Origin of the sequence: Allobosea sp. (assembly GCF_017308015.1) — a bacterium.
Classification (GTDB): domain Bacteria; phylum Pseudomonadota; class Alphaproteobacteria; order Rhizobiales; family Beijerinckiaceae; genus Allobosea.
Window position 1 is genome coordinate 47236 of sequence record NZ_JAFKFW010000002.1, and the last position, 25481, is coordinate 72716.

At 65.3% G+C, this 25481-nt stretch carries 25 protein-coding genes; 11 read left to right on the top strand and 14 right to left on the bottom strand.

Annotation, left to right across the window (positions count from 1 at the left end):
- Positions 1 to 127: 127 nt before the first annotated feature.
- The gene (locus tag J0I42_RS00205) at positions 128 to 1465 is read right to left on the bottom strand and encodes an OmpP1/FadL family transporter (protein ID WP_291651601.1); all 1338 of its coding nucleotides are present in this window, start codon (positions 1463 to 1465) and stop codon (positions 128 to 130) included.
- Between the two features lie 428 nt (positions 1466 to 1893).
- On the opposite strand from J0I42_RS00205, the gene J0I42_RS00210 reads away from it, so the two are divergent.
- Entirely contained in the window at positions 1894 to 2742 is an 849-nt protein-coding gene (locus J0I42_RS00210) for a fumarylacetoacetate hydrolase family protein (RefSeq protein ID WP_291651603.1), read from the top strand.
- Positions 2743 to 3088: 346 nt separating this feature from the next.
- Here J0I42_RS00210 and J0I42_RS00215 read toward each other — a convergent pair whose 3' ends face one another.
- The 7 genes from J0I42_RS00215 to J0I42_RS00245 form a co-directional block, all read right to left on the bottom strand.
- Positions 3089 to 4189: a helix-turn-helix transcriptional regulator gene (locus tag J0I42_RS00215; protein WP_291651605.1), complete on the bottom strand. Its 1101-nt coding sequence runs from the start codon at positions 4187 to 4189 to the stop codon at positions 3089 to 3091.
- Positions 4190 to 4302: 113 nt separating this feature from the next.
- Positions 4303 to 5238, bottom strand: coding sequence for an N-acetyl-gamma-glutamyl-phosphate reductase (gene argC / locus J0I42_RS00220; RefSeq protein ID WP_291651607.1), 936 nt, complete (start codon positions 5236 to 5238; stop codon positions 4303 to 4305).
- 382 nt (positions 5239 to 5620) lie between these two features.
- A complete protein-coding gene (gene speB / locus J0I42_RS00225; RefSeq protein ID WP_291651610.1) occupies positions 5621 to 6577 on the bottom strand; it encodes an agmatinase in 957 nt (318 codons plus the stop codon).
- A gap of 15 nt (positions 6578 to 6592) precedes the next feature.
- Positions 6593 to 6871 (bottom strand): hypothetical protein, encoded by a 279-nt coding sequence (locus J0I42_RS00230; protein WP_291651612.1) that lies wholly within the window; start codon positions 6869 to 6871, stop codon positions 6593 to 6595.
- A gap of 231 nt (positions 6872 to 7102) precedes the next feature.
- A complete protein-coding gene (gene rpsI / locus J0I42_RS00235; RefSeq protein WP_291651614.1) occupies positions 7103 to 7582 on the bottom strand; it encodes a 30S ribosomal protein S9 in 480 nt (159 codons plus the stop codon).
- A gap of 2 nt (positions 7583 to 7584) precedes the next feature.
- On the bottom strand, positions 7585 to 8049 hold the full coding sequence (gene rplM / locus J0I42_RS00240; protein WP_291651615.1) for a 50S ribosomal protein L13: 465 nt from the start codon (positions 8047 to 8049) through the stop codon (positions 7585 to 7587).
- Positions 8050 to 8249: 200 nt separating this feature from the next.
- Positions 8250 to 8666, bottom strand: a complete 417-nt coding sequence (locus tag J0I42_RS00245) for a PaaI family thioesterase (protein ID WP_291651617.1) — start codon at positions 8664 to 8666, stop codon at positions 8250 to 8252.
- 102 nt (positions 8667 to 8768) lie between these two features.
- Here J0I42_RS00245 and J0I42_RS00250 point away from each other — a divergent pair, with 102 nt between their 5' ends.
- The 3 genes from J0I42_RS00250 (at position 8769) to J0I42_RS00260 (ending at position 11584) form a co-directional block, all read left to right on the top strand.
- Positions 8769 to 9584, top strand: coding sequence for an enoyl-CoA hydratase (locus J0I42_RS00250; protein ID WP_291651618.1), 816 nt, complete (start codon positions 8769 to 8771; stop codon positions 9582 to 9584).
- A gap of 106 nt (positions 9585 to 9690) precedes the next feature.
- Positions 9691 to 10221, top strand: a complete 531-nt coding sequence (locus tag J0I42_RS00255) for a CoA-binding protein (RefSeq protein ID WP_291651619.1) — start codon at positions 9691 to 9693, stop codon at positions 10219 to 10221.
- 85 nt (positions 10222 to 10306) lie between these two features.
- The gene (locus J0I42_RS00260; protein ID WP_291651621.1) at positions 10307 to 11584 is read left to right on the top strand and encodes an O-acetylhomoserine aminocarboxypropyltransferase; all 1278 of its coding nucleotides are present in this window, start codon (positions 10307 to 10309) and stop codon (positions 11582 to 11584) included.
- 93 nt (positions 11585 to 11677) lie between these two features.
- Here the strand turns inward: J0I42_RS00260 and J0I42_RS00265 are convergent, their stop codons facing one another.
- Positions 11678 to 12781: a COX15/CtaA family protein gene (locus tag J0I42_RS00265; RefSeq protein ID WP_465247621.1), complete on the bottom strand. Its 1104-nt coding sequence runs from the start codon at positions 12779 to 12781 to the stop codon at positions 11678 to 11680.
- Positions 12782 to 12879: 98 nt separating this feature from the next.
- Here J0I42_RS00265 and J0I42_RS00270 point away from each other — a divergent pair, with 98 nt between their 5' ends.
- Complete coding sequence (locus J0I42_RS00270) at positions 12880 to 13089, top strand: DUF2842 domain-containing protein (protein ID WP_291651624.1); 210 nt, start codon at positions 12880 to 12882, stop codon at positions 13087 to 13089.
- 8 nt (positions 13090 to 13097) lie between these two features.
- Here the strand turns inward: J0I42_RS00270 and J0I42_RS00275 are convergent, their stop codons facing one another.
- On the bottom strand, positions 13098 to 14159 hold the full coding sequence (locus tag J0I42_RS00275; RefSeq protein WP_465247622.1) for a polysaccharide deacetylase family protein: 1062 nt from the start codon (positions 14157 to 14159) through the stop codon (positions 13098 to 13100).
- 192 nt (positions 14160 to 14351) lie between these two features.
- On the opposite strand from J0I42_RS00275, the gene J0I42_RS00280 reads away from it, so the two are divergent.
- On the top strand, positions 14352 to 15578 hold the full coding sequence (locus J0I42_RS00280; RefSeq protein ID WP_291651628.1) for a GNAT family N-acetyltransferase: 1227 nt from the start codon (positions 14352 to 14354) through the stop codon (positions 15576 to 15578).
- Between the two features lie 20 nt (positions 15579 to 15598).
- Here J0I42_RS00280 and J0I42_RS00285 read toward each other — a convergent pair whose 3' ends face one another.
- The gene (locus tag J0I42_RS00285; protein WP_291651630.1) at positions 15599 to 17761 is read right to left on the bottom strand and encodes a GumC family protein; all 2163 of its coding nucleotides are present in this window, start codon (positions 17759 to 17761) and stop codon (positions 15599 to 15601) included.
- Positions 17762 to 18026: 265 nt separating this feature from the next.
- On the opposite strand from J0I42_RS00285, the gene J0I42_RS00290 reads away from it, so the two are divergent.
- The 3 genes from J0I42_RS00290 (at position 18027) to J0I42_RS00300 (ending at position 20539) form a co-directional block, all read left to right on the top strand.
- Positions 18027 to 18287 (top strand): hypothetical protein, encoded by a 261-nt coding sequence (locus J0I42_RS00290; RefSeq protein ID WP_291651632.1) that lies wholly within the window; start codon positions 18027 to 18029, stop codon positions 18285 to 18287.
- Positions 18288 to 18795: 508 nt separating this feature from the next.
- Positions 18796 to 19356 carry a polysaccharide biosynthesis/export family protein gene (locus J0I42_RS00295; protein WP_465247630.1) on the top strand — a complete coding sequence of 187 codons (561 nt, stop codon included), beginning with the start codon at positions 18796 to 18798 and terminating at the stop codon, positions 19354 to 19356.
- 16 nt (positions 19357 to 19372) lie between these two features.
- A complete protein-coding gene (locus J0I42_RS00300) occupies positions 19373 to 20539 on the top strand; it encodes a glycosyltransferase family 4 protein (RefSeq protein WP_291651636.1) in 1167 nt (388 codons plus the stop codon).
- Positions 20540 to 20549: 10 nt separating this feature from the next.
- Here J0I42_RS00300 and J0I42_RS00305 read toward each other — a convergent pair whose 3' ends face one another.
- Both J0I42_RS00305 and J0I42_RS00310 read right to left on the bottom strand, forming a co-directional pair.
- Positions 20550 to 20885 carry an SMR family transporter gene (locus J0I42_RS00305; RefSeq protein WP_291651638.1) on the bottom strand — a complete coding sequence of 112 codons (336 nt, stop codon included), beginning with the start codon at positions 20883 to 20885 and terminating at the stop codon, positions 20550 to 20552.
- A complete protein-coding gene (locus tag J0I42_RS00310) occupies positions 20882 to 21235 on the bottom strand; it encodes a DMT family transporter (RefSeq protein WP_291651639.1) in 354 nt (117 codons plus the stop codon). Before J0I42_RS00310 ends, J0I42_RS00305 begins: the two co-directional genes overlap by 4 nt.
- Before the next feature lie 519 nt (positions 21236 to 21754).
- Here J0I42_RS00310 and J0I42_RS00315 point away from each other — a divergent pair.
- Complete coding sequence (locus J0I42_RS00315) at positions 21755 to 23308, top strand: undecaprenyl-phosphate glucose phosphotransferase (protein ID WP_291651640.1); 1554 nt, start codon at positions 21755 to 21757, stop codon at positions 23306 to 23308.
- Positions 23305 to 24576 (top strand): O-antigen ligase family protein, encoded by a 1272-nt coding sequence (locus J0I42_RS00320; protein ID WP_291651642.1) that lies wholly within the window; start codon positions 23305 to 23307, stop codon positions 24574 to 24576. The genes J0I42_RS00315 and J0I42_RS00320 overlap by 4 nt, the downstream gene beginning before the upstream one ends.
- Here J0I42_RS00320 and J0I42_RS00325 read toward each other — a convergent pair.
- Positions 24546 to 25364 (bottom strand): class I SAM-dependent methyltransferase, encoded by an 819-nt coding sequence (locus J0I42_RS00325; RefSeq protein ID WP_291651645.1) that lies wholly within the window; start codon positions 25362 to 25364, stop codon positions 24546 to 24548. The genes J0I42_RS00320 and J0I42_RS00325 overlap by 31 nt on opposite strands.
- Between the last annotated feature and the right edge of the window lie 117 nt (positions 25365 to 25481).

The window sequence follows — 25481 nt, forward strand, 5'->3', positions numbered from 1 at the left end:
TTCCCGTTTCTCGCCCAGGCCGCCGCCGACGCGGTGCGGAGGCCTGCCCTGCAGGAACGCCACCGAGATACCAGCAATAAAAAAGCCGGCCCCGCTGGGCCGGCTTCCATCGTGCGGGCGATACGGCTCAGTTCTTGCGAACGACCGGTCGGACCGGGACCGTCTCGGCCGGATTGTCCCAGCGATAGGTGAGGCCGGCCGAAACGATGTGAATATAAGGCTTGGCCTCGGCGCTGAAGATGACTGGCCCCTGCTGCGGATGAGCGCCGCCGTAGTTCACCGACGCCTTGTTCACATGAATGTAGGTGTACCCGAGGTCGAGCTTCAGCTTGTCCGTAACCTGATAGCTCGCGCCGGCCGACAGCCAGAGACGATCGTTGTCGGAAATGAAAACCGTCCGGTTCGTATCGTTGACTGCCGAGAGTTCGTAAGCCACGCCGGCTCGCAGGGTCAGATCCCGATTGTACTTGTACTCGACGGCCCCGCTGAAGAACCAGCTATCGTCATACACGAAATTCAGGCCCGAAACCGGGCGGCCGGAGATCTGGCTGACGATCGGAATCCGGCGGAAGCGGCTCCAGTTCGTCCACTCCACGCCCAGATGAGCCTGCCACTGCTCGTTGATGACCTGAGAGACGCCGAAGACGACCGAATCGGGCAGATTCAGGTTGGCCTTGATCGGAATGGTTCCGGCCGGCGTGCCCAGATCGCCCTCCAGAGTCTGCCGGATCGACGAGCGGTAAGCGATGCCGATCGTGGTGCCCTGGAACGGGGTCAATGTCGCACCGACCCGGAAACCGTAATCAACCGTGTCGCCGTCCAGGATCTGGTTGGGTGCCTGCGGACCGATGGCCTGATTGAGCGTCGCACCGGTTGCAGTCTTCAGATTGGCCTTCAGGTACTGGATCTGGAAAGCGGCGCCGACCGAAAGCCAGTCATTGACCTGGTAGCCGATGGTCGGCGAGACGTTGATCGAGCGGACCTTGGCAGACCGGCCATAGACCTGCCCCGCATAAACCTGATCATCCGCCTTGGAGCGCAGGCCGTAGGGCGCGCCGGTGGTCAGGCCGATCCAGAACCGATCCGTCAACTGCCAGGCCGAATAGGACGCGGGGATGAAGGCACCGTCCCCCCCGATATTGCCAGAACCGTTCTGAATCGGGCTGGCGGGGCCAAGCGGCGAGCCGAGACGCGTCACCGAATTCGGCTGGTAGTCGCCATTCGCATAGAGATAGGTGAAGTTCCACTGGCTGTTGCGACCTGGGAACATGGTGATGGTCGCCGGGTTCCAGGCCATCGAGCCCAGACCGATGCCGCCGGCGGCAGCGCCCGCATAGGCCATGCCGAGGCCTTCGGCGCTCTGGCCGCTGCGGATGGCGAAGGAACTCGCAGAAGCCGCACCAGCCGCAACGAGAGCGGCGAGCGAGACGGTGGCGGCAGCGGTTGTACGAACAAGGCCCTTCATCGAATCCATCCCGGTTTAGGTTCTTCGAGGCGAGATATCCCGCTTGATTCGAAGCATGCCGTGAGCCGTTTCGCGCCGCAATCCTGCCTCAGGCGCCCCGAAATCGCCATGCAGCCTCCCCATTCGAGACCTGCATCGCCAAAAACCGATCAAAACCGATGATTTTCGACGGAGCACCAGCGGGATTGTTCAGAAAGATATAGTTTACATAGAAACTATTGCCCGTTTCGAGCATTTCGAGGCCGCCCCCTCTACACCGCTCGCCTGAGAGCAAACGTCGCTTTGGGAAGCCCCGTTGCATTAGCGCAACAATCCAGCAGCCTGCTGATCGCGGATGCCCCATGCGCGATGACGGGCTTGTGTTTCCGGCCGGCATCCGATCAGAATCGGCCACCCATTTAGATCGTTTGAAAAACGGGGGAAACACCTTGAAACTGCTCCGCTATGGTGCACCGGGCCAGGAAAAGCCGGCCCTTCTCGATGCCAAGGGCGGGTTGCGCGACCTGTCCGGCGTCATTCCCGACCTCGCCGGCAAGGCGCTGACCTCGGCCTCGCTCGCCAAGATCAAGGCACTCTCGCCGGAATCGCTGCCGCTGGTGGCCGGCTCGCCGCGCATCGGCGCCTGCGTCGCGGATGTGCGCAACTTCATCGCGGTCGGCCTCAACTTCGCCGATCACGCGGCCGAGACCGGCGCCGAGATCCCGAAGGAGCCGATCCTGTTCAACAAGGCCCCGAACTGCATCGTCGGCCCCAATGACGACGTGATCATCCCGAAGGGCTCGCAGAAGACCGACTGGGAGGTCGAGCTCGCCATCGTGATCGGCGACGGCGGCTCCTATATCGAAGAAAAGGACGCGATGGCAGCCATCGCCGGCTTCTGCGTCTGCAACGACGTCTCCGAGCGCGCCTTCCAGCAGGAGCGCGGCGGCCAGTGGGCCAAGGGTAAGGGCTGCCCGACCTTCGGGCCACTCGGCCCCTGGCTCGTCACCACCGACGAGATCAAGGATATCCAGAATCTCGGCATGTGGCTGGAGGTCGATGGCGAGCGCGTCCAGAACGGCTCGACCAAGACGATGATCTTCGGCGCCGCCTATCTGGTCCACTATATCAGCCAGTTCATGCGCCTCGATCCGGGCGACGTCATCACGACCGGCACGCCACCCGGCGTCGGCCTGGGCTTCAAGCCTCCGCGCTTCCTGAAGGGTGGCGAGGTCGTCACGCTCGGCATCGAGGGGCTCGGCGAGCAGAAGCAGAACTTCGTCCCCTACAAGGGCTGATTCGGAAGGGGCGCTCCGGCGCCCCTTTTCATGTTGCGGGATGATTCCGGCTGCGCCCCGAGCCTCGCCCGGTCGCGGGACAGGGGGCCGGGTTCACGACATCTCGACGCGAAAAGGCACTGCCGAAGCTGCTTGACCCAGCTTCGGCAGTGCAAGCGGATACTCACCTGTAGCCTCGCGGCCCTCTCGATGACCGCACGATGCCCTCGCCGGAACAATCTGCCATCCCCCAAATGGGAGTTTCCGGGCAATCAATCCCGGCTGCCGACGCAAGGAAAAGCCGGCCCCAACCAAATCCTCGATGCTGCACGATGCGAACGGACTGCCCGATCCGTCAGTCCCAGTCTCAACGTGGCCCGGCGGCGGTCTTCAGCAGGCCGACCAGATCGGCCTGCCGGCGCGTGCCGGTCTTGGCGAGGATGCGTTTCAGGGTCGTTCGCGCCGTGGCCTCGGTGACGCCGAGACGCAGCGCTGCGTCGCGAGGCGGATGCCCACCGGCGATGACCGCGGCCAGGCGTGCCTCGGCCGGGGTGAGGTCGAACAGGCCAGCGATCAGCCCGGCATCCGGCCCCGCCCCCGCAACGACCGGCGTGGCGACGATGATGGCGCCGGCGAAGGAAAAGATATCACGCGCCCGGCCGCGCACCGGCGCGAGGTGCACGACCATCGGATTCGCCCCGCGCCAGGCCGGAATCGGCACGGACCGGACAGGCTGGGGCAGATCCGTCCGCGAGAAACCTGCGATCACATTGGCCAGCATGTCGTCTGCTGGAGCATAGGCGAGAGCGAGGCGCGCCGCACGATCGAGAAAGACGCCCGGAATCAGGTCCTGAAACAGGGCATTGGCGTCGAGCACATGGCCGCGCAGACCGAGAACCGCCGCGGGCAGACCCATCATTTCGAGGGCTTGCGACGCCGCGCGCGCGCGCTCCATCGCCAGGCGCCGTCCCAGCAGCCCGGCCCGCGCGAAATGCGGCCGCAACCGATCGAGCGCGGCGATGGCCTGCGCATCGACGGTTCCCTCAGCAAACGGGCGTTCGCAATGGACGATCGTGGTGTCGCCGGTCGGCGCCGTGACCACCGTCGCGACCCCGGAACCATACCCCGCCGGAATCAGAATATCCTGATAGACCGGCTCATGCGCGATCTCCTCACGGCTGAAGACATCGTCGTCGGTGATGAAGCCGAGCCGGCCATGCACAAGCAAGCGCTGCGCCCGTTCATTCACGGCGAACGGAATGCGGCGGAGGACCTCCTCGTAGCCCTCGGCGAATTCCGGCGAAGACGCCAGCAGGCGCGCCTCGTCGTGCAGAACGGTCCCGAGCAATGCCTCCCGACAACTGGCGATCCGGGCCGTATCGCGAAGCACTGCCGGCCAGCTCTCGGGTACAATCGCGGCCTCGTAGATGCCGTCGATCAACGCATTCTCGAACTCGCTGCCCGTCACGTTTTTCCCTCTTGAGAGGGTATCAATCTACTCGGTTCGGCGCGAAAAAGCCTCCCCCAATCGGGGGAGGCCCGAACGCAATTCCCAGGCACGCCCAACCGGCGGTTGCAGGCTCAACCCTCCGGTAATCCCAGCATCAGGCGAATGTTCTGCACGGCGGCACCGGACGCTCCCTTGCCGAGATTGTCGAGCCGCGCGACCAGCACCGCCTGGCCCAGATCGTCCTGCCCGAACACCGTCAGCTCAAGCTTGTTGGTGTCGTTCAGCGCCTCCGGCTCGATCTTGCCGTTCCTGCCATCCTGCGGGAGGACGCTGACATAGGTCGAGCCGGCATAACGCTCGGCCAGCGCATGGTGGAGATCGGCGATGCCCGGCCGCCCCGGCAACGTGTCGAGATGCAGCGGCACCGAGACCAGCATGCCCTGCCGATAATTACCGACGGAGGGCACGAAGATCGGCCGCCGGGTCAACCGGGCATAGGCCTGCAGCTCCGGCAGGTGCTTGTGACGCAGGCCTAGGCCGTAAAGCTCGAAGGCCGGCGCGACGCCGGTCTCGAAATCCTCGATCATCGACTTGCCGCCGCCGGAGTAGCCGGAGACGGCGTTGACGGTGACCGGATGGTCCTGCGCCATCAGCCCGGCATCAACGAGCGGGCGCAGCAGCGCGATGGCGCCGGTCGGGTAGCAGCCGGGATTGGCGACGCGGTCCGCCTTGGCGATCTTTTCGGCATGGCCCGGCTCCAGTTCGGCGAAGCCGTAGACCCAGCCCGGCGCCACGCGATGGGCGGTCGCGGCATCGACGATCTTGGGCGCGTGGGCGCCGAGACCGTCGGCAAGCGCCACCGATTCCTTCGCGGCATCATCCGGCAGGCAGAGCACGACGAGATCGACGCTCGCCATCATATCCTTGCGGGCTGCGGGGTCCTTGCGCTTGTCTGGATCGATGCTCTTGACCGCAACTTCGGGCACCACAGCGAGGCGCTCGCGGATACCGAGGCCGGTCGTGCCGGCCTCGCCGTCGATGAAGATGGTTTTCAGGTTCTGGCTCATCGGGACCCCCGGTGGCTGGGCAGGCACGGCAATGGATGGGCTTCAGGCATAAAAAAACCGCGCTTCGGGCGCGGTCGCGGGCGTTCGGACGTCAGCCGAGCGTCATCGCGGGCGCGCCGGGGCGGCCTGGTCAGGGCGACGTCGGATGAAGCTCGTCATCATAGCCTCGTATATGTTCGCGCTTGGACCGGGTGTCAATCAAAGCTTTGGAGCAGGCGTCATTCCCGGACAGAGCGAAGCGCAGATCCGAGCATCTCCTGCAGAAGGAGCGGCCCGCACCTCCCTGTCATGAGATACTCGGCCCTAGCCCGGGCATGACAGTGTGCGAAGACAAAATCGCGAGTCGCCGGAATCGCTTCGCTGCCTTTCTTCGTAAACCGATTCAGTCGTCCCGCTTCAGCGCCAGCGCCTGAATGTGATGCTGGACGATGGTCGAGGCCAGGATCGCGGTGATATCGGCATGGTCATAGGGCGGCGAGACCTCGACCACATCCATGCCGCGGATGTCGAGGTCGCGGAGCGCCCAGAGGATACGCAGCGCCTGATCTCCGGTGAAGCCTCCTGAGACCGGCGTACCCGTGCCCGGCGCGAAGGCGGGATCGAGCGCATCGATATCGAAGGTGAGATAGGCAGCGCCCTCCCCGATCCGCTCGCGGATACGCCGCACCGTTCCGGCCACGCCAAGCTCCTGCGCCTCATAGGCGTCGAGGATGGCGATGCCGCAATCACGCGGCGCGACGGTGCGGATGCCGACCTGGATCGAGCGCCCCACATCGATCAGCCCCTCGCGCACCGCCTCCAGCACGAAGCTGCCATGCCCAATGCCACCCGGCCCGTCGTCCCACGTATCCTGATGGGCGTCGAACTGGAGCAGCGCCAGCCTGCCATGGCGGGCGACATGGGCCCGCAGCAGCGGCAGCGTGACGAAATGGTCGCCTCCGAGCGTGACGAGATGGGCGCCCGTGGCGAGGATCCCCGCGGCCTCTGCCTCGATCGCGCGAGCGCAGCCCTGAAGATCGCCGCGCGGCAGGGCGCAGTCGCCGTAATCGACGGCTGAAAGCCGAGCGAAGGGATCGATCCCCGACGGGTATTGCGGGTCACCGTCGAAGATCGCGCTGGCGCGACGGATCGCCTGCGGACCGAAGCGGGCCCCCGGCCGGTTGGTCACGGAGAGATCGAACGGTACGCCCCAGATCGCGAGGTCGCAGCCCGCGACATCCTTGTCATAGCGCCGGCGCATGAAGGAGAGCGCGCCGGCATAGGTCGGGTCGGCAGCGCCGCCGCGCCGGTCGCTGGTGAAAGCGTGGTCGATCGGCGGCTTGTCGAAGGCTTCGGTCATGAGCGTCTCAGGCCATCAGCGGCGCGCGGTGAACCAGACATAAAGGCACCAGGGCAGAATCAGGGCGAGTGCGGTCAGGATGAGCCGCAGCATCGTCCAGGCATTCGGGTTGTTGAGCGCGCGCCCGTCAAGCTCGGGCACGCCATGGATCAGGCCAAGCGCCACGGCCGGCGCCAGGAACACGACCAGCGTCCGGCCGATACGCCGTCCGCGCGGGAGTTCTTCGCGCGCCAGCATCAGCAAAGCCGGCACCGCGATCATGCCGAAGGCAATCAGGACGAGAAGGACGCGCATGGGTTTCCGGGCGGGTTTCGACTGGGATGACTATATGTCCTGTCCTGTTCGCGCCGTCATCCCGGGCGCCCCGGGAGCCATCTTGGAGCGGCCGAAATCTCCGATGATTTCCGGACCGGTATGGCTGCGCCGCCTGACCGGAGCGACGGCGGCTGGAAATCGCATGGCCGATACGAAAAAAGGGCGGCTCCTGCGAGCCGCCCTTCCGCATACCGGGAATCCCGGAAACGATCAGCGCTTCGAGAACTGGAAGCTGCGGCGAGCCTTGGCCCGGCCGAACTTCTTACGCTCGACGACACGCGAGTCGCGGGTCAGGAAGCCTTCCTTCTTGAGCGGGCCGCGCAGCTCGGGCTCATAATGCGTGAGAGCCTTGGAGATGCCGTGGCGCACCGCGCCGGCCTGGCCGGAGAGACCGCCGCCCTTGACCGAGACGACGACGTCGTACTGGGTCAGGCGATCGACGAGCTGCAGCGGCTGCTTGAGCACGAGGCGCAGCACCGGGCGGGCAAAGTAGACCTCCTGGTCGCGACCGTTGACGGTGACCTTGCCGGAACCCGGCTTGATCCAGACGCGGGCGATCGCGTTCTTGCGCTTGCCGGTGGCATAGGCGCGGCCCTGCGCATCGACCTTCTTGACGTGGACCGGAGCTTCCGGCTGAGCGGGCTTGGCGACGTCGCCAAGCTGGGAGAGAGACTGCAGAACTTCAGCCACGGTCAGACCCTCTTGTTCTTGCTGTTGAGCGCGGCGACGTCGAGCGCCTCCGGCGACTGGGCAGCGTGCGGATGCTCCGCGCCCTTGTAGACGCGCAGGTTGCCGAGGATCTGGCGGAAGAGCGGGCCGCGCGGCAGCATGCGCTCGACGGCCTTCTCGACGACGCGCTCAGGGAAGCGGCCTTCCAGGATGAACTTGGCCGAACGCTCCTTGATGCCACCCGGGAAACCCGTGTGGTGGTAGTAGTTCTTCTGCTCGCGCTTGCGGCCGGTGAAGGAAACCTTCTCGGCGTTGATCACGATGACATTGTCGCCGCAGTCGACATGCGGGGTGTAGGCGGCCTTGTGCTTGCCGCGCAGACGCATCGCCACAACAGAGGCGAGACGGCCGACGACGAGCCCGGAGGCATCGATCACAACCCACTTCTTTTCGACATCGGCGGGCTTGAGCGAGACGGTGGTCTTCATCGCGGTACCCTCTGTTGCGTAAAAAAGGACAAGCCGCCGGAGAGCCCGGCGGCGGTGTAGCGTCGGGATAGGGGCAAGAAAGCCAGCTGTCAAGCGCTACAATCGGCACTCAAAAGCAGAAAGCGTCGATTTTTCAAGCGACTGAGAAAAACGGTATCAGAATACCGCATGTTTTTTCGCACCGCGTTCCTGGGCGCGGCTCACCGCTCCACCGGAATCGAATAGGTCCCCGTCGCGTGGCAGACCATCTCTGCCTCCCCTTGCGAATAGAGGCAGACTTCGCCGACCGCGAGCCGCTTGCCAAGCTTGAGCAGCTTTGCCTCGCCGATCAGCGCGGCCGGGCCGGGCTTGCGCAGGAAATTGAAATTGAGGCTCGTCGTCACCGCGAGGCCCACCGGCCCGATCTGCGCCAGGATCGCCGCATAGAGCGCGAGATCGGCCAGCGCCATCATGGTCGGCCCCGAGATCGTGCCGCCCGGGCGCAGATGCTTCTCATGGTAGTCGCAGCGCATGCGGGCCGTCATGAGCCCGACTTCCTCGATGAAATAAGTACGCCCGCCATGATGGAGCTGCGGGAAGACCTCATCGAGATAGGCATCGATCTCGGAGGCGCTCATGCGGGTCGTCATGCGGAAAACCACAGGCTGGAACGGGGCTTATCCCCTTGCAGCATGGCCGACCGGCTCCGACAATAGGCCGAAATGCGGAAGGGAAGCGCGATGAACGCCCATCAGACACCGGAAGCCGCGCCCATCCTGCTGCGTCAGGATAACGGCGGCATCGCGACGCTGACGCTGAACCGCCCGCAGGCGCGCAATCCGCTGAGCGAGGCGATGCTGGCGGCGTTGAGCGAGACCTTCAGCGCCATTGCAGTGGACCGCTCGGTCAAGGTCGTCATCCTGACTGCGGCCGGGCCGGTGTTCAGTGCCGGGCACGACCTCAAGGAAATGACCGCCCATCGCGCCGATGCCGATCGGGGCCGGGGCTATTTCACGGATATTCTCGGGCGCTGCTCGACCATGATGCAGCAGATCACCGCCCTGCCCCAGCCAGTGATCGCAGCCGTCGAAGGCACGGCGACGGCGGCCGGTTGCCAGCTCGTGGCGAGCTGCGACCTTGCGGTCGCGGGCGAGGCCGCACGCTTCTGCACGCCAGGCGTCCATATCGGGCTGTTCTGCTCGACGCCGATGGTCGCGCTTTCACGCAATCTCTCCGCCAAGCACGCGCTGGAAATGTTACTTCTCGGCGAGATGGTGCCGGCAGACGAAGCAGCCCGGATGGGCCTCGTCAACCGCGTCGTGCCGACCGGCGACGCGCTGGCGGAGGCGCAGCGGCTCGCGGCGGTCATCGCTTCGAAATCACCCTCGACGGTCAAGATCGGCAAGCGCGCCTTCTACGAACAACGCGAGATGGGGCTGAAGACAGCCTATGACCACGCCTCGGCCGTCATGGTCGAGAACATGCTCGCGCACGATGCAGAGGAAGGTATCGGCGCCTTCGTGGAAAAGCGCGCGCCGGTATGGGATGGGCAATGACAACCTCCATGTCATCCCGGGCGACCGAAGCGGAGATCCGGGTGACGGCGCAGTTCGCGCATCCTATATCCGTCCTGTGCCTTCCCTGCCGCTGAGCCTCAGCTTCATGAACCACGACGCCTATCCCGACAGCCTGATCCGCGACATCCTGAAATCCGTGAAGCGGATCGCGCTGGTCGGCGCCTCCGCCAACGAGGCGCGGCCGAGCTGGATCGTGACCAAGTACCTCATCGACCGCGGCTATGACGTCATTCCCGTCAATCCCGGCCTCGCGGGCCAGACGATTCTCGGCAGGGCGGTCTATGCCACGCTCAAGGATATCCCCGGCCCGATCGACATGGTCGAGATCTTCCGCAATTCGGAAGCGGCCGGCCCGATTACCGACGAGGCGCTGGCGCTCGATCCGCTGCCCAAGGTGATCTGGATGCAGCTTTCCGTCCGCAATGACGAAGCCGCGGCCCGGGCCGAGGCAAAAGGCGTCATCGTGATCATGAACCGCTGCCCGAAGATCGAATATGGCCGCCTCTCCGGCGAGATCGGCTGGCAGGGCATCAATTCGCGCATCCTCTCGGCCAAGAAGCCGGTGCTCGCCGGCAAGGGCTTCCAGAAGCTGACGATCAACCGACCGGGAACCTGAGTTTGCCGGCCCTGAATTGACGCTTCGCGAACCGTTCGTTAAATCGAACGATCCGTTTTCGACGTCATACCATCAGGGAGCAGCCATGACCGACCGCGCACCGGGTTTTCATACTCTTGCCATTCATGCCGGAGCCGCCCCTGACGCGGCTACGGGCGCGCGCGCCACGCCTATCTACCAGACGACCTCCTTCGTCTTCGACGATGTCGACCACGCCGCCTCACTGTTCGGGCTGCAGGCGTTCGGCAACATCTATTCCCGCCTGGGCAATCCGACGAACGCGGTGCTGGAAGAGCGTATCGCGGCGCTCGAGGGCGGCACCGCGGCGCTCGCCGTCGCCTCGGGCCACGCCGCGGAGTTCCTGTGCTTCCATGCGCTGCTTCAGCCCGGCGACGAGTTCGTCGCCTCGCGCAAACTCTATGGCGGCTCGATCAACCAGTTCAACCATTCCTACAAGAATTTCGGCTGGAACGTGATCTGGGCCGACCCGGACGATCTCGACGGTTTCGCCAGGGCGGTGACGCCGAAGACCAAGGCGATCTTCATCGAGTCCGTCGCCAATCCGGGCGGCGTCATCGTCGATATCGCCGCAATCAGCGCCATCGCCAAGCAGCACAACATCCCGCTCATCGTCGACAACACGATGGCTACACCCTATCTGCTGCGCCCCTTCGAGCATGGTGCCGACATCGTCGTGCATTCGGCCACAAAGTTCCTCGGCGGCCACGGCAACTCGATCGGCGGCCTGCTGGTCGACGGCGGCTCGTTCAACTGGGTGGGTGACGACCGCTACCCGATGCTCTCCAAGCCCCGGCCGGAATATAACGGCATGGTGCTGGGCGAGACCTTCGGCAATTTCGCCTTCGCCATCGCGACGCGTGTGCTCGGCCTGCGCGACCTCGGCCCTGCGCTGTCGCCCTTCAACGCCTTCATGCTGCTGACCGGTATCGAGACTTTGCCGCTGCGCATGCAGCGCCATTGCGAGAGCACGCAGAAGGTCGCCGAACACCTCGCCAGGCATCCGGCCGTCGAGTGGGTCAGCTATCCCGGCCTGCCCGGCGACAAGTACCACGCACTCGCCAAGCGCTATGCGCCGAAGGGCGCCGGCGCAGTGTTCACCTTCGGGCTCAAGGGCGGCTACGATGCCGGCGTCAAGCTGGTCTCGAACCTCAAGCTGTTCTCTCATCTCGCCAATATCGGCGACACGCGCTCGCTGGTGATCCACCCGGCCTCGACCACCCATCGCCAGCTCACCGACGAGCAGAAGATCGCATCTGGCGCCGGGCCACAGGTCGTGCGCCTCTCGATCGGGCTCGAGGATGTCGAGGATCTGATCGCGGATCTGGATCAGGCGCTGGCCTGATCGGGATCGGCATTCCCCGGAAATAGCAAAGGCGCCGGAAGCGGCGCCTTTTTATTTGATGGCAATCGGATCAAGCCCGAGCATGACGCTCCGCTATCCTCGCGCCGCCTGCTCCGTGCGGGTGACATGGACCACGCCCATCGCCAGCACGGCGAAGCCGAGCGCCTGATGGGACAGACCGGCCCAGAGCGGCACCACCAGCAGCAGCGTCACGATGCCGAGCACCGATTGCGCCAGCACCAGCCCGGCGATGGCGGTCGAACGCTTGGCGCCGCCCGATCCTAGCGCCACACGGCGCATTCCCAGCACATTCCAGAGCGCGACGGCGAAAAGGATGTAGGCGCCGATGCGATGGTTGAACTGCACCAGCGCGACATTATCGACGAAGTTCTCCCAGAACGGCGTCTGGGCGAAGAGCTGCGAGCCCGGCGGCACCAGCACGCCGTCCATCAGCGGCCAGGTGTTGAAGGTGAAGCCCGCCTTGGAGCCAGCGACGAGCCCGCCGAGCGCGACCTGCACGAAGAGCAGCAGCAGGAGCAGCCAAGCGGTCGCCCTGCCCCGCGCCGGCTCGACCCGGCGCAGCGGCGTCAGCGCGGTCGCGAAAGCCACGACCGAGGCGAAGAACAGGCCGGCGAAAGTCAGATGCAGCGTCAGCTTCACCGGCGCGACCGCGATCATGCCGGGCTGCAAGCCTGACGCGACCATGATCCAGCCGATCGCGCCCTGCAGGCCGAGCAGCAGGCCCATGCCGAAAAGCGTCGCGGTCTGTCGAATGGGCAGCAGGCGACGCAAGGCGACGATGAGGAAGCCGGCGAGGTAGATCAGACCGATGAAACGGCCGAGCTGGCGATGGCCCCATTCCCACCAGTAGATGAACTGGAACTGGCCCAGGCTCATGCCTTCGTTGAGAAGCTGGTATTGCGGGCTAGCGCGGTATTTGCCGAACTCCTCGGCCCAGGCTTCGGCGGAGAGCGGCGGCATCGCCCCGGTAATCGGCTTCCATTCGGTGATCGAGAGACCCGAGCCGGTGAGCCGGGTCGCGCCGCCAACCACGATCATCAGGAAGACGAGGCCCGCAACCGTCCAGAGCCAGCGGCGGATGCCGGCACGATCGGCCTTGGGGTCGGCGCGTGTCTGGTCGAGGGCGAGGGTCACGGGCGGGCTTTCGGTCGCAGGCGGGGATCTTTCGGCGCGCATCGCTTCACAAGCGCGCTCGCCGGTGACATAGACCCGTCGCTCCGGCGCGACAACGCCCGCATTGCCGCAGCAGCCGAGCCCGCGCGGTGGAGAGCCCGATGAAACAACGCAACCGCAAGCTGATCGGGACCGTGCTGATCCTCGTCTTCGTCTGCGTCTACGCGCTCGTCGCCATGGCTCTGGCGCAGGGGCGGATCACCGAGGCGCCGAAGCTGGTGCAGACTATCGCCTATATCGCGCTCGGTCTCGCCTGGGTGCTGCCGCTGCTGCCGCTGATCAAGTGGATGGAACGCAAGGACGACGCCTGAAAGCGTCGCTAGCCGACGTCCAGTCTGCGCGCCCGGCTCCGCAGCCAGAACGGCAGTCCCGACAGCAGCGCCCGGAGCGCAGCCTCGTTCTGATGAAGACCGTTGAGCGAGACGCGCGGCAGAGCGTGGAGATGACCGGCGTGCTCGGGGAAGAGATGGCCTGCTCTCGTGGTGACCGCGCTTTCGAAACCCGCCTGGGCCGCCAAGGCGAAATCGCGCGGCCCGGCCGAGCCGGGATCGCCGACCGGATAGGCGAAATGGCGGATCGGGATACCCAGTTCGTCTTCCAGACGCTGCCTGCTCTCAGCAATTTCACGGCGGGCGACATCGGCGTCGTGCTTTGCCAGCATCGGATGCGTCAGGGTATGGGCACCTATCGTCACACCCGGCGCGCCGGACAAGGCTCGCAGCGTCTCCCAGGGCAAGCATTCGCGCTCGACGAGGGTGGCGGAGTCGACGCCGGCCTCGGCCGCCAGCGCGGAAATCGCTGAGAGCAGAGTCGCTTCCGGCCCGCGGCGCAGACGCCAGTAGAGCCTGGCGAAGACGCGCGTCTTCTCGTCCTCCGTTCCAGTCCGTGCGGTGAAGCGGCCGTCGGGCAGGACGAGATCGAGCCGTGGCAGCGCCCGGATCGCCTCCTCCAGCTCCAACCACCAGAGCCGCGCCGTACGATCGGCAAAGCCCGGCGTCACATACAACGTCCAGGGCGCCTCATGCTTCGCCAGCACCGGCCACGCTTCCTCGACATTGTCGCGATACCCATCGTCAAAGGTCAATGCGACGAAGAAGCGGCCGGGCTGGGGATTGCGCAGGCGCGCCAGCGCCTCCTGCAAAGAGACGATGTCATAACCTTCGCTTCGGATGAGGCGAAGCGCGTGATCGAGAAAGCCTGGCGTGACGTCGAGCAGGGCGTTCGGCGCGAAACCGCGCGGCCCGGCCCCCCGGACATGGTGCAGCGTCAGGATCACGCCTGCACCTTGCGCGAAGCCGCGGCTCCAGCGGTCGGCGCCCATCGCCGCCATCATCCGGAAAGCGGCCGCGATGGCCATGTGACGTCCGTTCATCGCCGCCAAATGCAACCGTCCCCTTGCAACCGCCGTCCTCGATTTGCCGCATCGTCCTCACGCGCAGCGGTATCCACTCCGCTCGACAATGCTTTAACGCTATCGCGCGATCACGCGGCCGGGCCGGACGATTGTGGCCGATCCGTTCACAATGACGGGTTAAGGAAACGCCATCTGTCCTGCTCGCCTGGGCGAGGAAACATGTCCGCCATCGCCGCCTCGACGCCGGCCGTATCCGACGCGCCCCTTGCCGGGCGCGTCGCGTCGCGCCCCTGGGTCTCGATCGCGATCGAGACCGACATCGCGGCACTCGCCGAGAGATGGCGTCTTTTCGAGGCGACAGCGCTGGTGACGCCCTACCAGAGCTACGACTGGGTCAGGCCCTTCATAGAGACGATCGGAGCCACCCATGGCATGGCCCTGCGCTACGCCCTGGTGCATGGCGCCGACGGCAAACTTGGCGCGCTGCTGCCACTCGTCATCACCCGCCGCAGCGGCTTCCGCTTCGCCGAGTTCATCGGCGGCAAGCACGCGAATTATCATATGGGCATCTATGCCCCGGCCTTCGCAGCCCAACTCGACGCACGCCTCACAGAGCAATTACTGACCGAGATCGGCACCGCGATCGGCGGACTTGACGCACTCGCCTTCGTCAACCAGCCAGTGATATGGCAGGGCGTCGCCAATCCCGCGGCACGGCTTGCCGCCGGTCCAAGCCCGAGCCGCGCCTACAAGCTCGCGCTGATCGCCGGCGACGGCGACGCGACGCTCAAGCGCTCGATGAGCAGCCACGCTCGCAAGAAACTCAAGAACAAGCATCGTCGCTTCCAGGATTTCGGCCCGTCAGTGCTGACGCGGGCGACGACACCCGGCGAGGCGGCCCGCATCATCGACGCCTTGCTGACACAAAAGGCACAGCGGTTCCGCGCCATGGGCCTGCCCGACCCCTTCGCCGAGCCGGCGATGCGTGCTTTTCTGGAGCGGGCGACCATGGATGACGGCTCAGGTCGCTCCGCGATCGAGCTCTATGCCCTCGATCTCGACGGCCGAGCGGTGGCGACCTATGTCGGCGCGAGGCAGGGCGAACGCTTCTCTGGCATGGCGACCTCGTTCGACATGGCGAGCGAAACCGTCAAGACCAGTCCGGGCGAGCTGCTGCTGGCCGAGCTGATCCGCCTGAAAGCCCGCGAGGGCGTCGCGGTCTTCGATCTCGGCGTCGGCGAGGCCCGTTACAAAACGACCTTCTGCGACGACCAGGACGATCTCGTCGACAGCTTCCTGCCATTGACCTTCAAGGGCCGCGTCTTCGCGCGCATCGCCCGGACGAAACGCGACCTGAAACGGCGGATCAAGCGCTCCCCTGCCGCCCTGAAGCTCGCTTACCGGGTCTCGGGCTGGCTGCGGGGCAAGCGCCCCGAAGATGACTAGGACGCCCTCGCCTCACCGCATCAGGCGCCGACGGTCATCTCCGGCCGCGAAACCGGAGGCGTCGGCCCGCCACCCTCGGCATCGAGGATCAGCGTGACCGGAGCCTCGGTCAGCTCGCTCAGACGATAGGCGGTCTCAAGAGCATGGCCGTTGCCGACCCGGCCGCTCATAACAAGTCCGGCCTGCGCCCGGCGCGCGATCGGCGCCAGCACCATGCCGTCGTCGTTCGAGGCTGCCGCGACCAGCACCCAGTCATAGGTCTCACACAGCGCGTCGAGCGCGACATCGACGAGATCGGGCGCGGCGAGCACCGCGTCGCGGCCGGCGCGGCCGGCGCCGATGCGATGCAGACGCGAACCCGGCGCCCGCATGATGATGTCAGAGAACAGCGCCTCACCGGCGAGCAGTTCCGAGAATCCGGCCTCCCCGCCAGCATGGTCGGAGGAGAGATCGACGAGCACGCAGCGGCAGCGCTGAGCCAGCAGCTCGGCGAGGTCGCGCGGCCTTGCAGCCTCGTCACCGGCACCATCCAGCACCAGCGCCAGCGGCGCCATGCCACGCACCGGCTCGCGAGTCCGTTCGGCGATCTCGGCCAATGTCAGCTCGGGACGATCGAGGTCGAGCCGGGTCTGACCGAGCTTCCCGGCATGGGTCAGCAAGCCGGCGACGCACGCATGACGCGGCGCGTCGGGCACCGGATCCGGCGCCTCCGTCTCGTCCTCGGTCGCGCCGGCGGAAACCCAGCGCGGCCCGCGCGGAGCGCCCGGCAGCGAGCGGCTCTGACCGTTGAGCAATTCGCGTGTCACGATGGTTGCCAGCGCGATCAGGAAGGTCGCGAGCGTCGAGACCAGCACAACAGGCAACTTCTTCGGAAAGGAGGCCTCCGTCGGCTCGACGGCGCGCGAGATGATACGGGCATCGGCCGGCGCGGCATTCATCGTGTCGCGCGCCACCGCTTCGCGATAGCGCTGCATATACTGCTCCAGTTGCTCGCGCAGCGTGCGGGCTTCGCGCTCCAGCGCGCGCAACTGGACTTCGCTGTCATTGGCGCTGGAGACGTTCTTCTTCTGCCCGTCGAGCGCGGCCTGGAAGCTCTCGACGCGCTGGCCGGCGATCTTGGCCTCGTTCTCGAGCGTGCGGACCGTGCGTTCGGCGGCGGCGCGGAGCTGGCCTTCCAGGTCGAAAAGCTGGGCGTTGAGCTCCTTGATCCGCGGATGCTCCGGCAGGAGGCTACGTGATTCCGCCGCGATCTGGGCGCGCAGGTTGACGCGCTGCTCGATCAGACGGCGGACGAGGTCGTTGTTGGCGACGTCCGGGATCTCGAACGTACGGCCCTGCTTGATGGCGTCGCGGATCAACCCGGCCTTGGCCTGCGCTTCGGCCTGCTGGCTGCGGGCGCCGGAGAGCTGCGTCGAGAGATCGGTGAGCTGCTGCGAAGTGATGGTGGTGTTGTTGGGACCGGCGAACAGGCCGTTCCTCGAGCGGAAATCCTCGACCCTGGCCTCCGCTTCGGCCACGCGCTTGCGCAGGGGCTCGATCGTGGTCGAAAGCCAGTTCGAGGCACTGCGGGCGTTTTCCTGCTTCGCCGCCTCCTGGAACTCCAGATAGGTTTCGGCAATCGTGTTGGCCGCCTTGGCAGCGAGCGCCGCGTCCCGCGAGGTGAATTCGATGGAGACGATGCGCGACCGCGCAACGGGGAAGACAAGCAGCCGGTCGTAGTATTTCTCGAGAACGCGCTCCTCGGGGGAGCGGTCGGCCGGATGCCCTCCGAGCCCGATCATGACCGCGAGCTTGCGCACCGCGCTCACTGCACCGACGCCGGAATCGAACTCGGCATTGCCGACGAGTCCGATCCGCTTCACCGCCTCGCGCGCCAGGTCGCGGGACATGATGATCTGGACCTGGCTCTGTACCGCTTCGGAATCGAACTGGCCGCTATCCCCCGAGGCCTGCCCCGGCAGCGTATAGAAGCCACCGCGGCTTTCGAGCAGCAGCTTGGCTTCGCCTGTGTAGCGCGGCGTCACGATATTCACTGCGACGAAGGACAGGCCGAGAGCAGCGACCGTCGGCGCGATGATCCAGAACTTGCGGCGCTTGATCGCCGCCCAGAGGGCGGAGAGATCGAGCATGTCGCTCCGGGCTTCGCCGGCGCCGCGCGCATCAATCCCAGCTTGAGCGGTCATGGGCCCACCTATCGACGCAAAACTCTCGCCCCCGGAAGGGACGCGGGCGATATTGAACACTCGGTAAGCCTAATGAACCCCTAACAATCTCATCATCTTAGTTAACATCACCAGCGGCATAGATACCCACTGCAGCGCCGCTTCTCGCCACTATCCGCCATACAAAGGGTGATGGGTTCAGAGCGCCTCGAAGTCGTGGTAGACAGCCCCCGCAAGAATTGCCTACGACCTTTGGACGACCCTTCCGAGCCTAAAGTTACAAAAATTGAACGACACCGAAGCTAAATCGCCCCGCAAACCTGACCGCCGAAAACACGCCTTAAGAACAGTCGCCAAATTCGCAGGCGCAGCGGCTGCAATGACAGCGCTTCTTGTCGCCGCAGCACAGCTCTCAGAAGACGGCGACGGCAATTCGCTCAACCTAGATCGGATCGCAATCGGGCTTGCAGGCTCATTGCTTATACTCGCCGCGCTCTGGGCGTTCGATTATTTCTTTCCCGAGCGTTCGGGCTCCGCGGAGGACTAGGAGCCAGCAGCGATCCATCTGGATTGCTTTAGCCGAGCACGGCTAACGTTTTCATGATGGACGGTGAGGCACTCCCGTTTTCGCAGGCCCGGCCGGTCGAGGACGCCGCATTTCCCGCCCCGAATGCCGGGCCATTCGTAAACGATGAACAACCGGACTGCGCGAGATGAGCCTGCTCGACGACGCGAAAGCAGCGATATAGATGAGAGCCCCCCGACGCGCGGTAAGGAAGATTAACGACCTGTTACCGCCATTCCGAACACCGACTTCATCCGCCCTTCAGCGAGAGCCGCGAGTTTTGAGTCGCTCGACCAAACGTGTCGCCGTGATCGAGCCGCTGCCGACTGCAGCTACCCCCACAGCCTAGCAGTCGGCAGCGTTTTCGCGCGCCTTCTCCATCGAAAACGCCCCTAAACGAGACCTGCGTCCGCCGCCCGGTGCTCGCGGGAAGTGTTTGTTAACCATGCCGAGCCTAAAGATCGGCCAGTTCTGCATGGGTAAGCCAGTGATGGGTCGACGCTTCGCCTCTCTCGCCTTGGCCGCCGCCATGACCGCGGGAGCCTGCGCACCCCGCTATCCGGCGGCGGACTATGCGCTCACCGAGCCGGCAGGCCCTTACAGGCTCGCCAGCGGCGACCGGCTGCGCGTCATCGTCTTCGGACAGGACAATCTTTCCAATATCTACGCCGTCGACGGCGCCGGGCGCATCGCCATGCCGCTGATCGGCTCGGTCGAAGCGCAGGGACGCACGACACAGCAACTCGCCCAGGCGATCGAAGCCAGGCTGCGCGGCGGCTATCTGCGCGAACCCAAGGTCTCGGTCGAGGTCGACACCTACCGGCCCTTCTTCGTCCTCGGTGAGGTCACCCAATCCGGCCAGTTCCCGTATGTGAACGGCATGACGGTGCAGACCGCGGTCGCCATCGCCGGTGGTTTCACGCCGCGCGGCCAGCGCAACTCCGCCGAGGTAACGCGCCAGATCGAGGGCCAGCCCGTGACTGCGACCGTGCCGATCACCTATCCGGTGCAGCCCGGCGACACCATCGTCATCAAGGAACGCTGGTTCTGAGCTCGCAGCGCGCGCCATGACGGAGAGCATCGCCGCCCGCCCCCTGAAGATCCTGCATGTCTTCCGTGCACCGATCGGCGGGCTGTTCAGACATGTCCTCGACGTGGCGCGCGGCCAGGCCGAGCGCGGGCACGATGTCGGCATCTTCTGTGATTCCAGCACCGGCGGGGCGCGGGCCGACGAAGTCTTTCGCGAACTCGCCGGCCGGTTGGCGCTTGGCGTGACGCGGGTGCCGATGTCGCGTTACCCGAGCGGCACCGATCTCAGGGCGCAGCTCTCGGAGATATCGCTACGCCGGCGCCTCGCCCCGGACGTGGTGCATTGCCACGGCTCCAAAGGCGGAGTCTATGGCCGCATCCCCGCACTGTTTTCGCCCCGTCGAGGCTATGTCACCGCCTATACGCCGCATGGCGGCAGCTTCAATTACAAGCCCGGCAGCGCGGAGCATAAAGTCTACATGAGCGTCGAACGCCTGCTCGAAGGCGCGACCGACATGTTCCTGTTCGAGAGCGGTTTCATCGCCGGCCGCTTCGAGGCCCATATCGGCCACATGCCGCGCACGGACCATCGGATCGTGCTCAACGGCGTCTCCGATGCCGAGTTCGAGCCCGTCGACCATGGGGCCTCGGAGTTCGATCTGCTCTATCTGGGGGAACTGCGCTCGGCCAAGGGCGTGGACACCCTGATCGATGCGCTGGCGCTGCTGCGCCGCCGGAACGGCCTGACGCCGCGGATTCTCGTCATCGGCTCGGGGCCGGACGAAGACGAATTGAAACAGTTGACGCACGAGCGCGGCATTGCCGGCCAATGCGTCTTCGAGCCGCCGGCGCCGATCCGCAAGGCGTTGGCGCGCGCACGCGCGATGGTCATCCCGTCACGCGCCGAATCCCTGCCCTATGTCATCCTGGAAGCGGCGGCAGCCGCGCAGCCCTTGATCTCGACCGATGTCGGCGGCATCGGCGAAATCTACGGCCCCAACCACCGCGATCGCCTGATCCCCGCGAACGATCCGACGATTCTGGCCGGGGCGATCCAGGCCATGCTGGAGATGTCTCAGGCCGAGCGCCTCGCTCAGGCAGCGGATCTCGCCGGTCACGTCCGGCAGAATTTCCGCCTGGGCGACATGATCGACGGCGTCATCGCCGGCTATCGCGTCGCGTTGACGGCGCGCGGCATTTCCTGAAGCCCGTGGCTCAAACCATCTTCAGCGCGACAACGCCGACAACCACGAGCAGGATGCCGAGCCAGCCCGCCGGCCTGATCCGCTGACCGAAGACCAGCGCGCCGATGATCGCCGTGATCACCAGTCCCGCTCCGCCCCAGACCGCATAGGCAACCGAAAGGTCCATGCCCTCGATCGCCTGGGCAAGCGCCGCGAAGGCGCCCATGACGAGGGCAATACCGCCACCACCCATCACCCGGTGGGTCATGCCGTCAGAGAGCTTGAGCAGATAGGTGCCGCCGATTTCGAGCGTGACGGCAAGCAGGAGCCAGAGAAACGGTGCAGCCTGCACGAAGGAGGCATTCACGCGAGCCTCCCGTGATCCTCGCTGCGTTCATGCACCACCCCATTCTCGATGAGGAGGATACCGGCCAGAATCGCGGCCAGGCCAGCCGCACGGGCAGCCGTCAGATGCTCGCCGAAGAGCATATGCCCGATCAGCGCGATGCCGATGATGCCGAGACCTTCCCAGACGGCATAAGCGACCGCCATCGGGATGACGCGCAGCGCGATGCTGAGCAGGATGAAAGAGAAGCCGATCAGGACCAGCGGCAATGTGCCGACGAGCCATGAGGTGGAGACGGCCGACTTCAGCGCCGCCGTCGCGACGATCTCGACGGCGATGGCCGCGAGCAGAACCAACCAATGAAAAGACATGTTGCACACGGGCGAAGCCGGCGCTGAACGTCACAGGTGCGACGCAGGGACAGCCAAGCAATCGTTAGAGTTTTAAATCGACAGATCCGAAAAGAAGACTGAGCCGGAGCTTTGCTCCAGCAACCGACGCCACAGGAAAAATACCTGTCGAGGCGCGGCGCCCTTCTTGAGCGTTATATGCTTCTCAGACACTCATCGAAAGCCAATATGCCCGGACCAGCCCAATCTGTCAACTCGCGATCACTTGCAATAACAACCACTTGCGGGAAATCGAAGCTTTTCAGGCCAAGGCGGACCTGTGCCAAATCACTGGCCGACCAAGATAAAATCAACTTTTTCGCTATCGCGTTTTCGCGGAGCATAACGGGGGTCGGCAGGAGCCGCCGCCATGCCTTGAAGGCTTGCGAATCCACCGAAACAGCGAGGGGTCCGATTAAGCGTTCCGTGAGCAATTTCGGATAGAGCCGAACCGGGAGCGCCGCCCCCCGGCGCGGCGCTCCGAGTTGAGGGTGGAGGGCCATGGGGACTTTCGACGTCCGCGATATGATGAAGGCGGACGCGGCCGCCTCGGCAACGCCAGCCATGTTCGGCGGGACCGAGAAGGAGCAGACACGGCGCTTCCACCCGCTGGCCGAGCGGATCGCGGCCATCCCCGTCAAGCCGACACTCTCCCCGGTGATGATCGAAGGCGTGGCCCGGCTGCTCGACCTGATCGCCGTGCTCGGCACGGGTGGACTGATCTACTGGCTCTATGCCGCCGGCAAGGTCGAATACACGCTGCCCTATCAGGTTACGGTCGGCGCGCTGGCTCTCGGCTCGCTGACGCTCTTCCAGACGTTGCAGCTCTATCCGATCGGCGCGCTGCGCCATTTCATCGGGAGTGCCGTCAGGCTGGTCGCCGGCTGGACCATGCTTTTCCTGGTGGCGCTTGCGACCTTCTTCTTCCTGAAGATCGGCGACCAGGTTTCACGCGTCTGGCTGGTGGGGTTCTACTTCTCCGGTGCCGGCGCCCTGCTCGCCGGCCGCCTGATCATGACGACGGGCGTGCGCCATCTCACCCGCACCGGCCGGCTGGAGCGGCGCACGGCGATCGTCGGCGGCGGCGAAGCGGGCGAGGCCCTGATCCGCGCCCTGGAAAGCCAGAAGGATACGGGCCTGCGCATCTGCGGCGTGTTCGACGACCGCAACGACGAGCGCTCGCCCGATCTCGTCGCCGGCTACCCCAAACTCGGCACGATCGACGATCTTGTCGAATTCGCGCGCCGCACCAAGCTCGACCTCGTCATCTTCACCTTGCCGATCTCGGCCGAGGCGCGGCTTCTGACCATGCTGCGCAAGCTCTGGGTGCTGCCGATCGACATCCGCCTATCCGCCCATATGTCGAAACTGCGCCTGCGGCCGCGCTCCTATTCCTACTTCGGCGCCGTCCCGGTCCTCGATGTCTTCGACCGTCCGATCGCCGACTGGGACATCGTCGTCAAATGGGTGTTCGACAAGGTCGCCGGAACGCTCGCGCTGATCGCCCTCTCGCCGGTGATGCTGGCGACGGCGATCGCGATCAAGCTCGATTCCAGCGGGCCGGTCTTTTTCCGCCAGAAACGCTACGGCTTCAACAACGAGACCGTCGGCGTTCTGAAGTTCCGCTCGCTGCGCAACGACATGGCCGACCATGCCGCGGCCAAGCAGGTCACCAAGGACGATCCGCGCGTGACCCGCGTCGGCCGCTTCATCCGCAAGACCTCGATCGACGAGCTGCCGCAACTCCTGAACGTGGTTTTCAAGGGCGACCTCTCTCTGGTCGGCCCACGTCCGCATGCCATCCATGCCAAGACGTCTAACCGCGCCTACGAGCAGGTGGTGGACGGCTATTTCGCGCGCCACAAGGTCAAGCCTGGCATCACCGGCTGGGCCCAGATCAACGGTTGGCGCGGCGAGACCGATACCGACGAGAAGATCCAGCGGCGCGTCGAGCACGACCTCTACTATATCGAGAACTGGTCCGTGCTACTGGACCTCTACATCCTGCTGAAGACGCCATTCTCGCTGCTGACCAAGAACGAGAACGCCTATTGAGCACGCTGGCGCACGATACGCCGCAGGAAAGGCCGGCACAGCGCCTGGCTGTTTCCTATGCCGCGATCAAACGCGGCGCGCTCTGGCTGCTGGCCGCCTCGAGCGGGATCGCGCTGATCGAGCCCTCGCCCTATGAGGTCGTCTTCCTGCTGGTGGTGTTCGTTTTTGCGCTCACCGGCATCCGCTTCTCACAAAAGCTCCTGCCGCTCGCTCTGCTGCTGCTCGGCTACAATATCGGCGGTATCGTCTCGCTCATTCCCTGGATGGACGAAAGCGCCTCGGTGCGCTTCACCGCCGTCTCGGTCTATCTGATGATCACAGCGATCTTCGTCGCCGGCATCATGTCGCAGGACGCCGGCGGACGGCTCGAAACTTTGCGCCAGGGCTATCTGTTCGCCGCATGGATCGCGGGCTTCGCGGGTCTGCTCGGCTATTTCGACATCGCCGGGCTCGGCGAAATCTTCACGCTTTACGGCCGCGCCGCGGGCACGTTCAAGGATCCGAACGTGCTCGGCCCCTACCTGGCCCTGCCGATCGTCTATGTGCTCCAACGCATTCTGACCGGGCAGATCGGCATCATCCGGGGACTGCTCACGCTCAGCATCCCGCTTGTCGCGCTGTTCTTCACCTTCTCCCGCGGCGCCTGGGGCGTTCTCGTCGCCTCTACCGCCGTGATGATCGCCCTCACTTTCCTGACGGCGCCCAACACGGCCGCGCGGGCGCGGATCGTCGCGATGTCGGCGGCCGCACTCGCCGCCGTGATCGCGGCGCTGCTGGTTGCACTGTCCTTCGAGGAGGTCCGTGCCGTCTTCGAAATGCGCGCCAGCCTGGTGCAGGACTACGACGAGGGCGTCACTGGCCGCTTCGGTAACCAGTGGCGTGCCATTCCGATGCTGCTGGAGGCGCCGAACGGCTTCGGGCCGCTGCGCTTTCGCTGGCATTTCAACCAGGCCGACCCGCACAACGTCTACATCAATGCCTTCGCCTCCTATGGCTGGCTCGGCGGGGTATCCTGGCTCTGCCTGATGGTCGCGACCTGCTATGTCGGCTGGCGGCTGGTCTTCCGGCGGGAACCGACCCAACTGCACGCCATCGCGATCTGGTCCGTTCTCTTCGTCACCATCCTGCAGGGCCTCCAGATCGACAGCGATCATTGGCGCCATCTCTATCTGATGATGGGCCTTGTCTGGGGGCTCGCGGCTCTTGGACCGGAGAGCAAGGCGGCAGGCGCATCGCTTCAGCCCCTGCCCTTGCGCACCACGACATAGGCGTGGGTCGTCACGAAATTCCAGCCGATCCGCGCCGCCAAAGCGTTGAAGAGGTGATCCATCTGCTTCAGGCCGGGCATCCGATCGAAATAGCCATGTCCCCAGAAACGCTGCACATGCGTCTCGGCGAAGCCTGCCCGCTTCAACATCGGCTCCAGCACGGCCGGATCGCCCCGACACCAGTCATACAGAGCGGGAAATTTCGGATCGCCGCCACCATCGCGCCGCGCCGGGAACAACGCGTGCACGATGGCATGCGAAACCCTCTCCGGCAGGACATGATTCAGTGCGAAGACGGGGGCCCATAGCGTCGGGAAAAAGGCCAGCGCCACGCCGCCGGGCGCCAGCAACTCATGGGTGTTGCGCCAGGCCCGCTCGACTCCGTCGACATGTTCGAAGACCATGCGCGACACCATCATGTCGTAGCCGCCGCGCCGGACATCGGGCTCAGAAAGGTCGCCCGCGATATCGAAGCGCGCGGTCTCGAGCCCGCGCGCGGCCAGAGCCAGTTCGCCGGCATCGATGTCGTTGACGATGAGATCGATGCCGTTACGGACAGCCTGCTCCGGGGTGAACAGCGGATCGCGTCCGCCGCCGATCTCGCAGACGCAGCGCAGGCCGAACCGATGCGCCAGCCCGAGGATGGTCGCCTCGTAGTGGTCCCAGGCCCATTGCGAATGCCAGTCGGGCTTGATCTCCCCAAAGAAGCCGGCGAGCGATCCGGCCGGCTGCGCCATTGCCCGGCGCTCCGGCTCCGCCCCCCCGATCGCGAGACCCGGCATTGCCATGATCGCCTCCACCGCTGCGCCCAGCACGCCCCGCCGACAGTGGCTGCGGGAGCGCAGGGCCGCAACGGCAAGGTTTAACGACAGTTAATCACGCTCTCCCACCGGAACGTCGACAAG

Coding starts and splice junctions, on each gene's coding strand:
- speB (WP_291651610.1), bottom strand. CDS start 6,577: ATGACCGAAGCCTTCGACAAGCCGCCGATCGACCACGCTTTCACCAGC.
- J0I42_RS00260 (WP_291651621.1), top strand. CDS start 10,307: ATGACCGACCGCGCACCGGGTTTTCATACTCTTGCCATTCATGCCGGA.
- J0I42_RS00270 (WP_291651624.1), top strand. CDS start 12,880: ATGAAACAACGCAACCGCAAGCTGATCGGGACCGTGCTGATCCTCGTC.
- argC (WP_291651607.1), bottom strand. CDS start 5,238: ATGAGCCAGAACCTGAAAACCATCTTCATCGACGGCGAGGCCGGCACG.
- J0I42_RS00245 (WP_291651617.1), bottom strand. CDS start 8,666: ATGAGCGCCTCCGAGATCGATGCCTATCTCGATGAGGTCTTCCCGCAG.
- J0I42_RS00285 (WP_291651630.1), bottom strand. CDS start 17,761: ATGACCGCTCAAGCTGGGATTGATGCGCGCGGCGCCGGCGAAGCCCGG.
- J0I42_RS00315 (WP_291651640.1), top strand. CDS start 21,755: ATGGGGACTTTCGACGTCCGCGATATGATGAAGGCGGACGCGGCCGCC.
- J0I42_RS00255 (WP_291651619.1), top strand. CDS start 9,691: ATGAACCACGACGCCTATCCCGACAGCCTGATCCGCGACATCCTGAAA.
- J0I42_RS00250 (WP_291651618.1), top strand. CDS start 8,769: ATGAACGCCCATCAGACACCGGAAGCCGCGCCCATCCTGCTGCGTCAG.
- J0I42_RS00265 (WP_465247621.1), bottom strand. CDS start 12,781: ATGCGCGCCGAAAGATCCCCGCCTGCGACCGAAAGCCCGCCCGTGACC.
- J0I42_RS00325 (WP_291651645.1), bottom strand. CDS start 25,364: ATGGCAATGCCGGGTCTCGCGATCGGGGGGGCGGAGCCGGAGCGCCGG.
- J0I42_RS00280 (WP_291651628.1), top strand. CDS start 14,352: ATGTCCGCCATCGCCGCCTCGACGCCGGCCGTATCCGACGCGCCCCTT.
- J0I42_RS00230 (WP_291651612.1), bottom strand. CDS start 6,871: ATGCGCGTCCTTCTCGTCCTGATTGCCTTCGGCATGATCGCGGTGCCG.
- J0I42_RS00295 (WP_465247630.1), top strand. CDS start 18,796: ATGGGTCGACGCTTCGCCTCTCTCGCCTTGGCCGCCGCCATGACCGCG.
- rplM (WP_291651615.1), bottom strand. CDS start 8,049: ATGAAGACCACCGTCTCGCTCAAGCCCGCCGATGTCGAAAAGAAGTGG.
- J0I42_RS00310 (WP_291651639.1), bottom strand. CDS start 21,235: ATGTCTTTTCATTGGTTGGTTCTGCTCGCGGCCATCGCCGTCGAGATC.
- J0I42_RS00300 (WP_291651636.1), top strand. CDS start 19,373: ATGACGGAGAGCATCGCCGCCCGCCCCCTGAAGATCCTGCATGTCTTC.
- J0I42_RS00205 (WP_291651601.1), bottom strand. CDS start 1,465: ATGAAGGGCCTTGTTCGTACAACCGCTGCCGCCACCGTCTCGCTCGCC.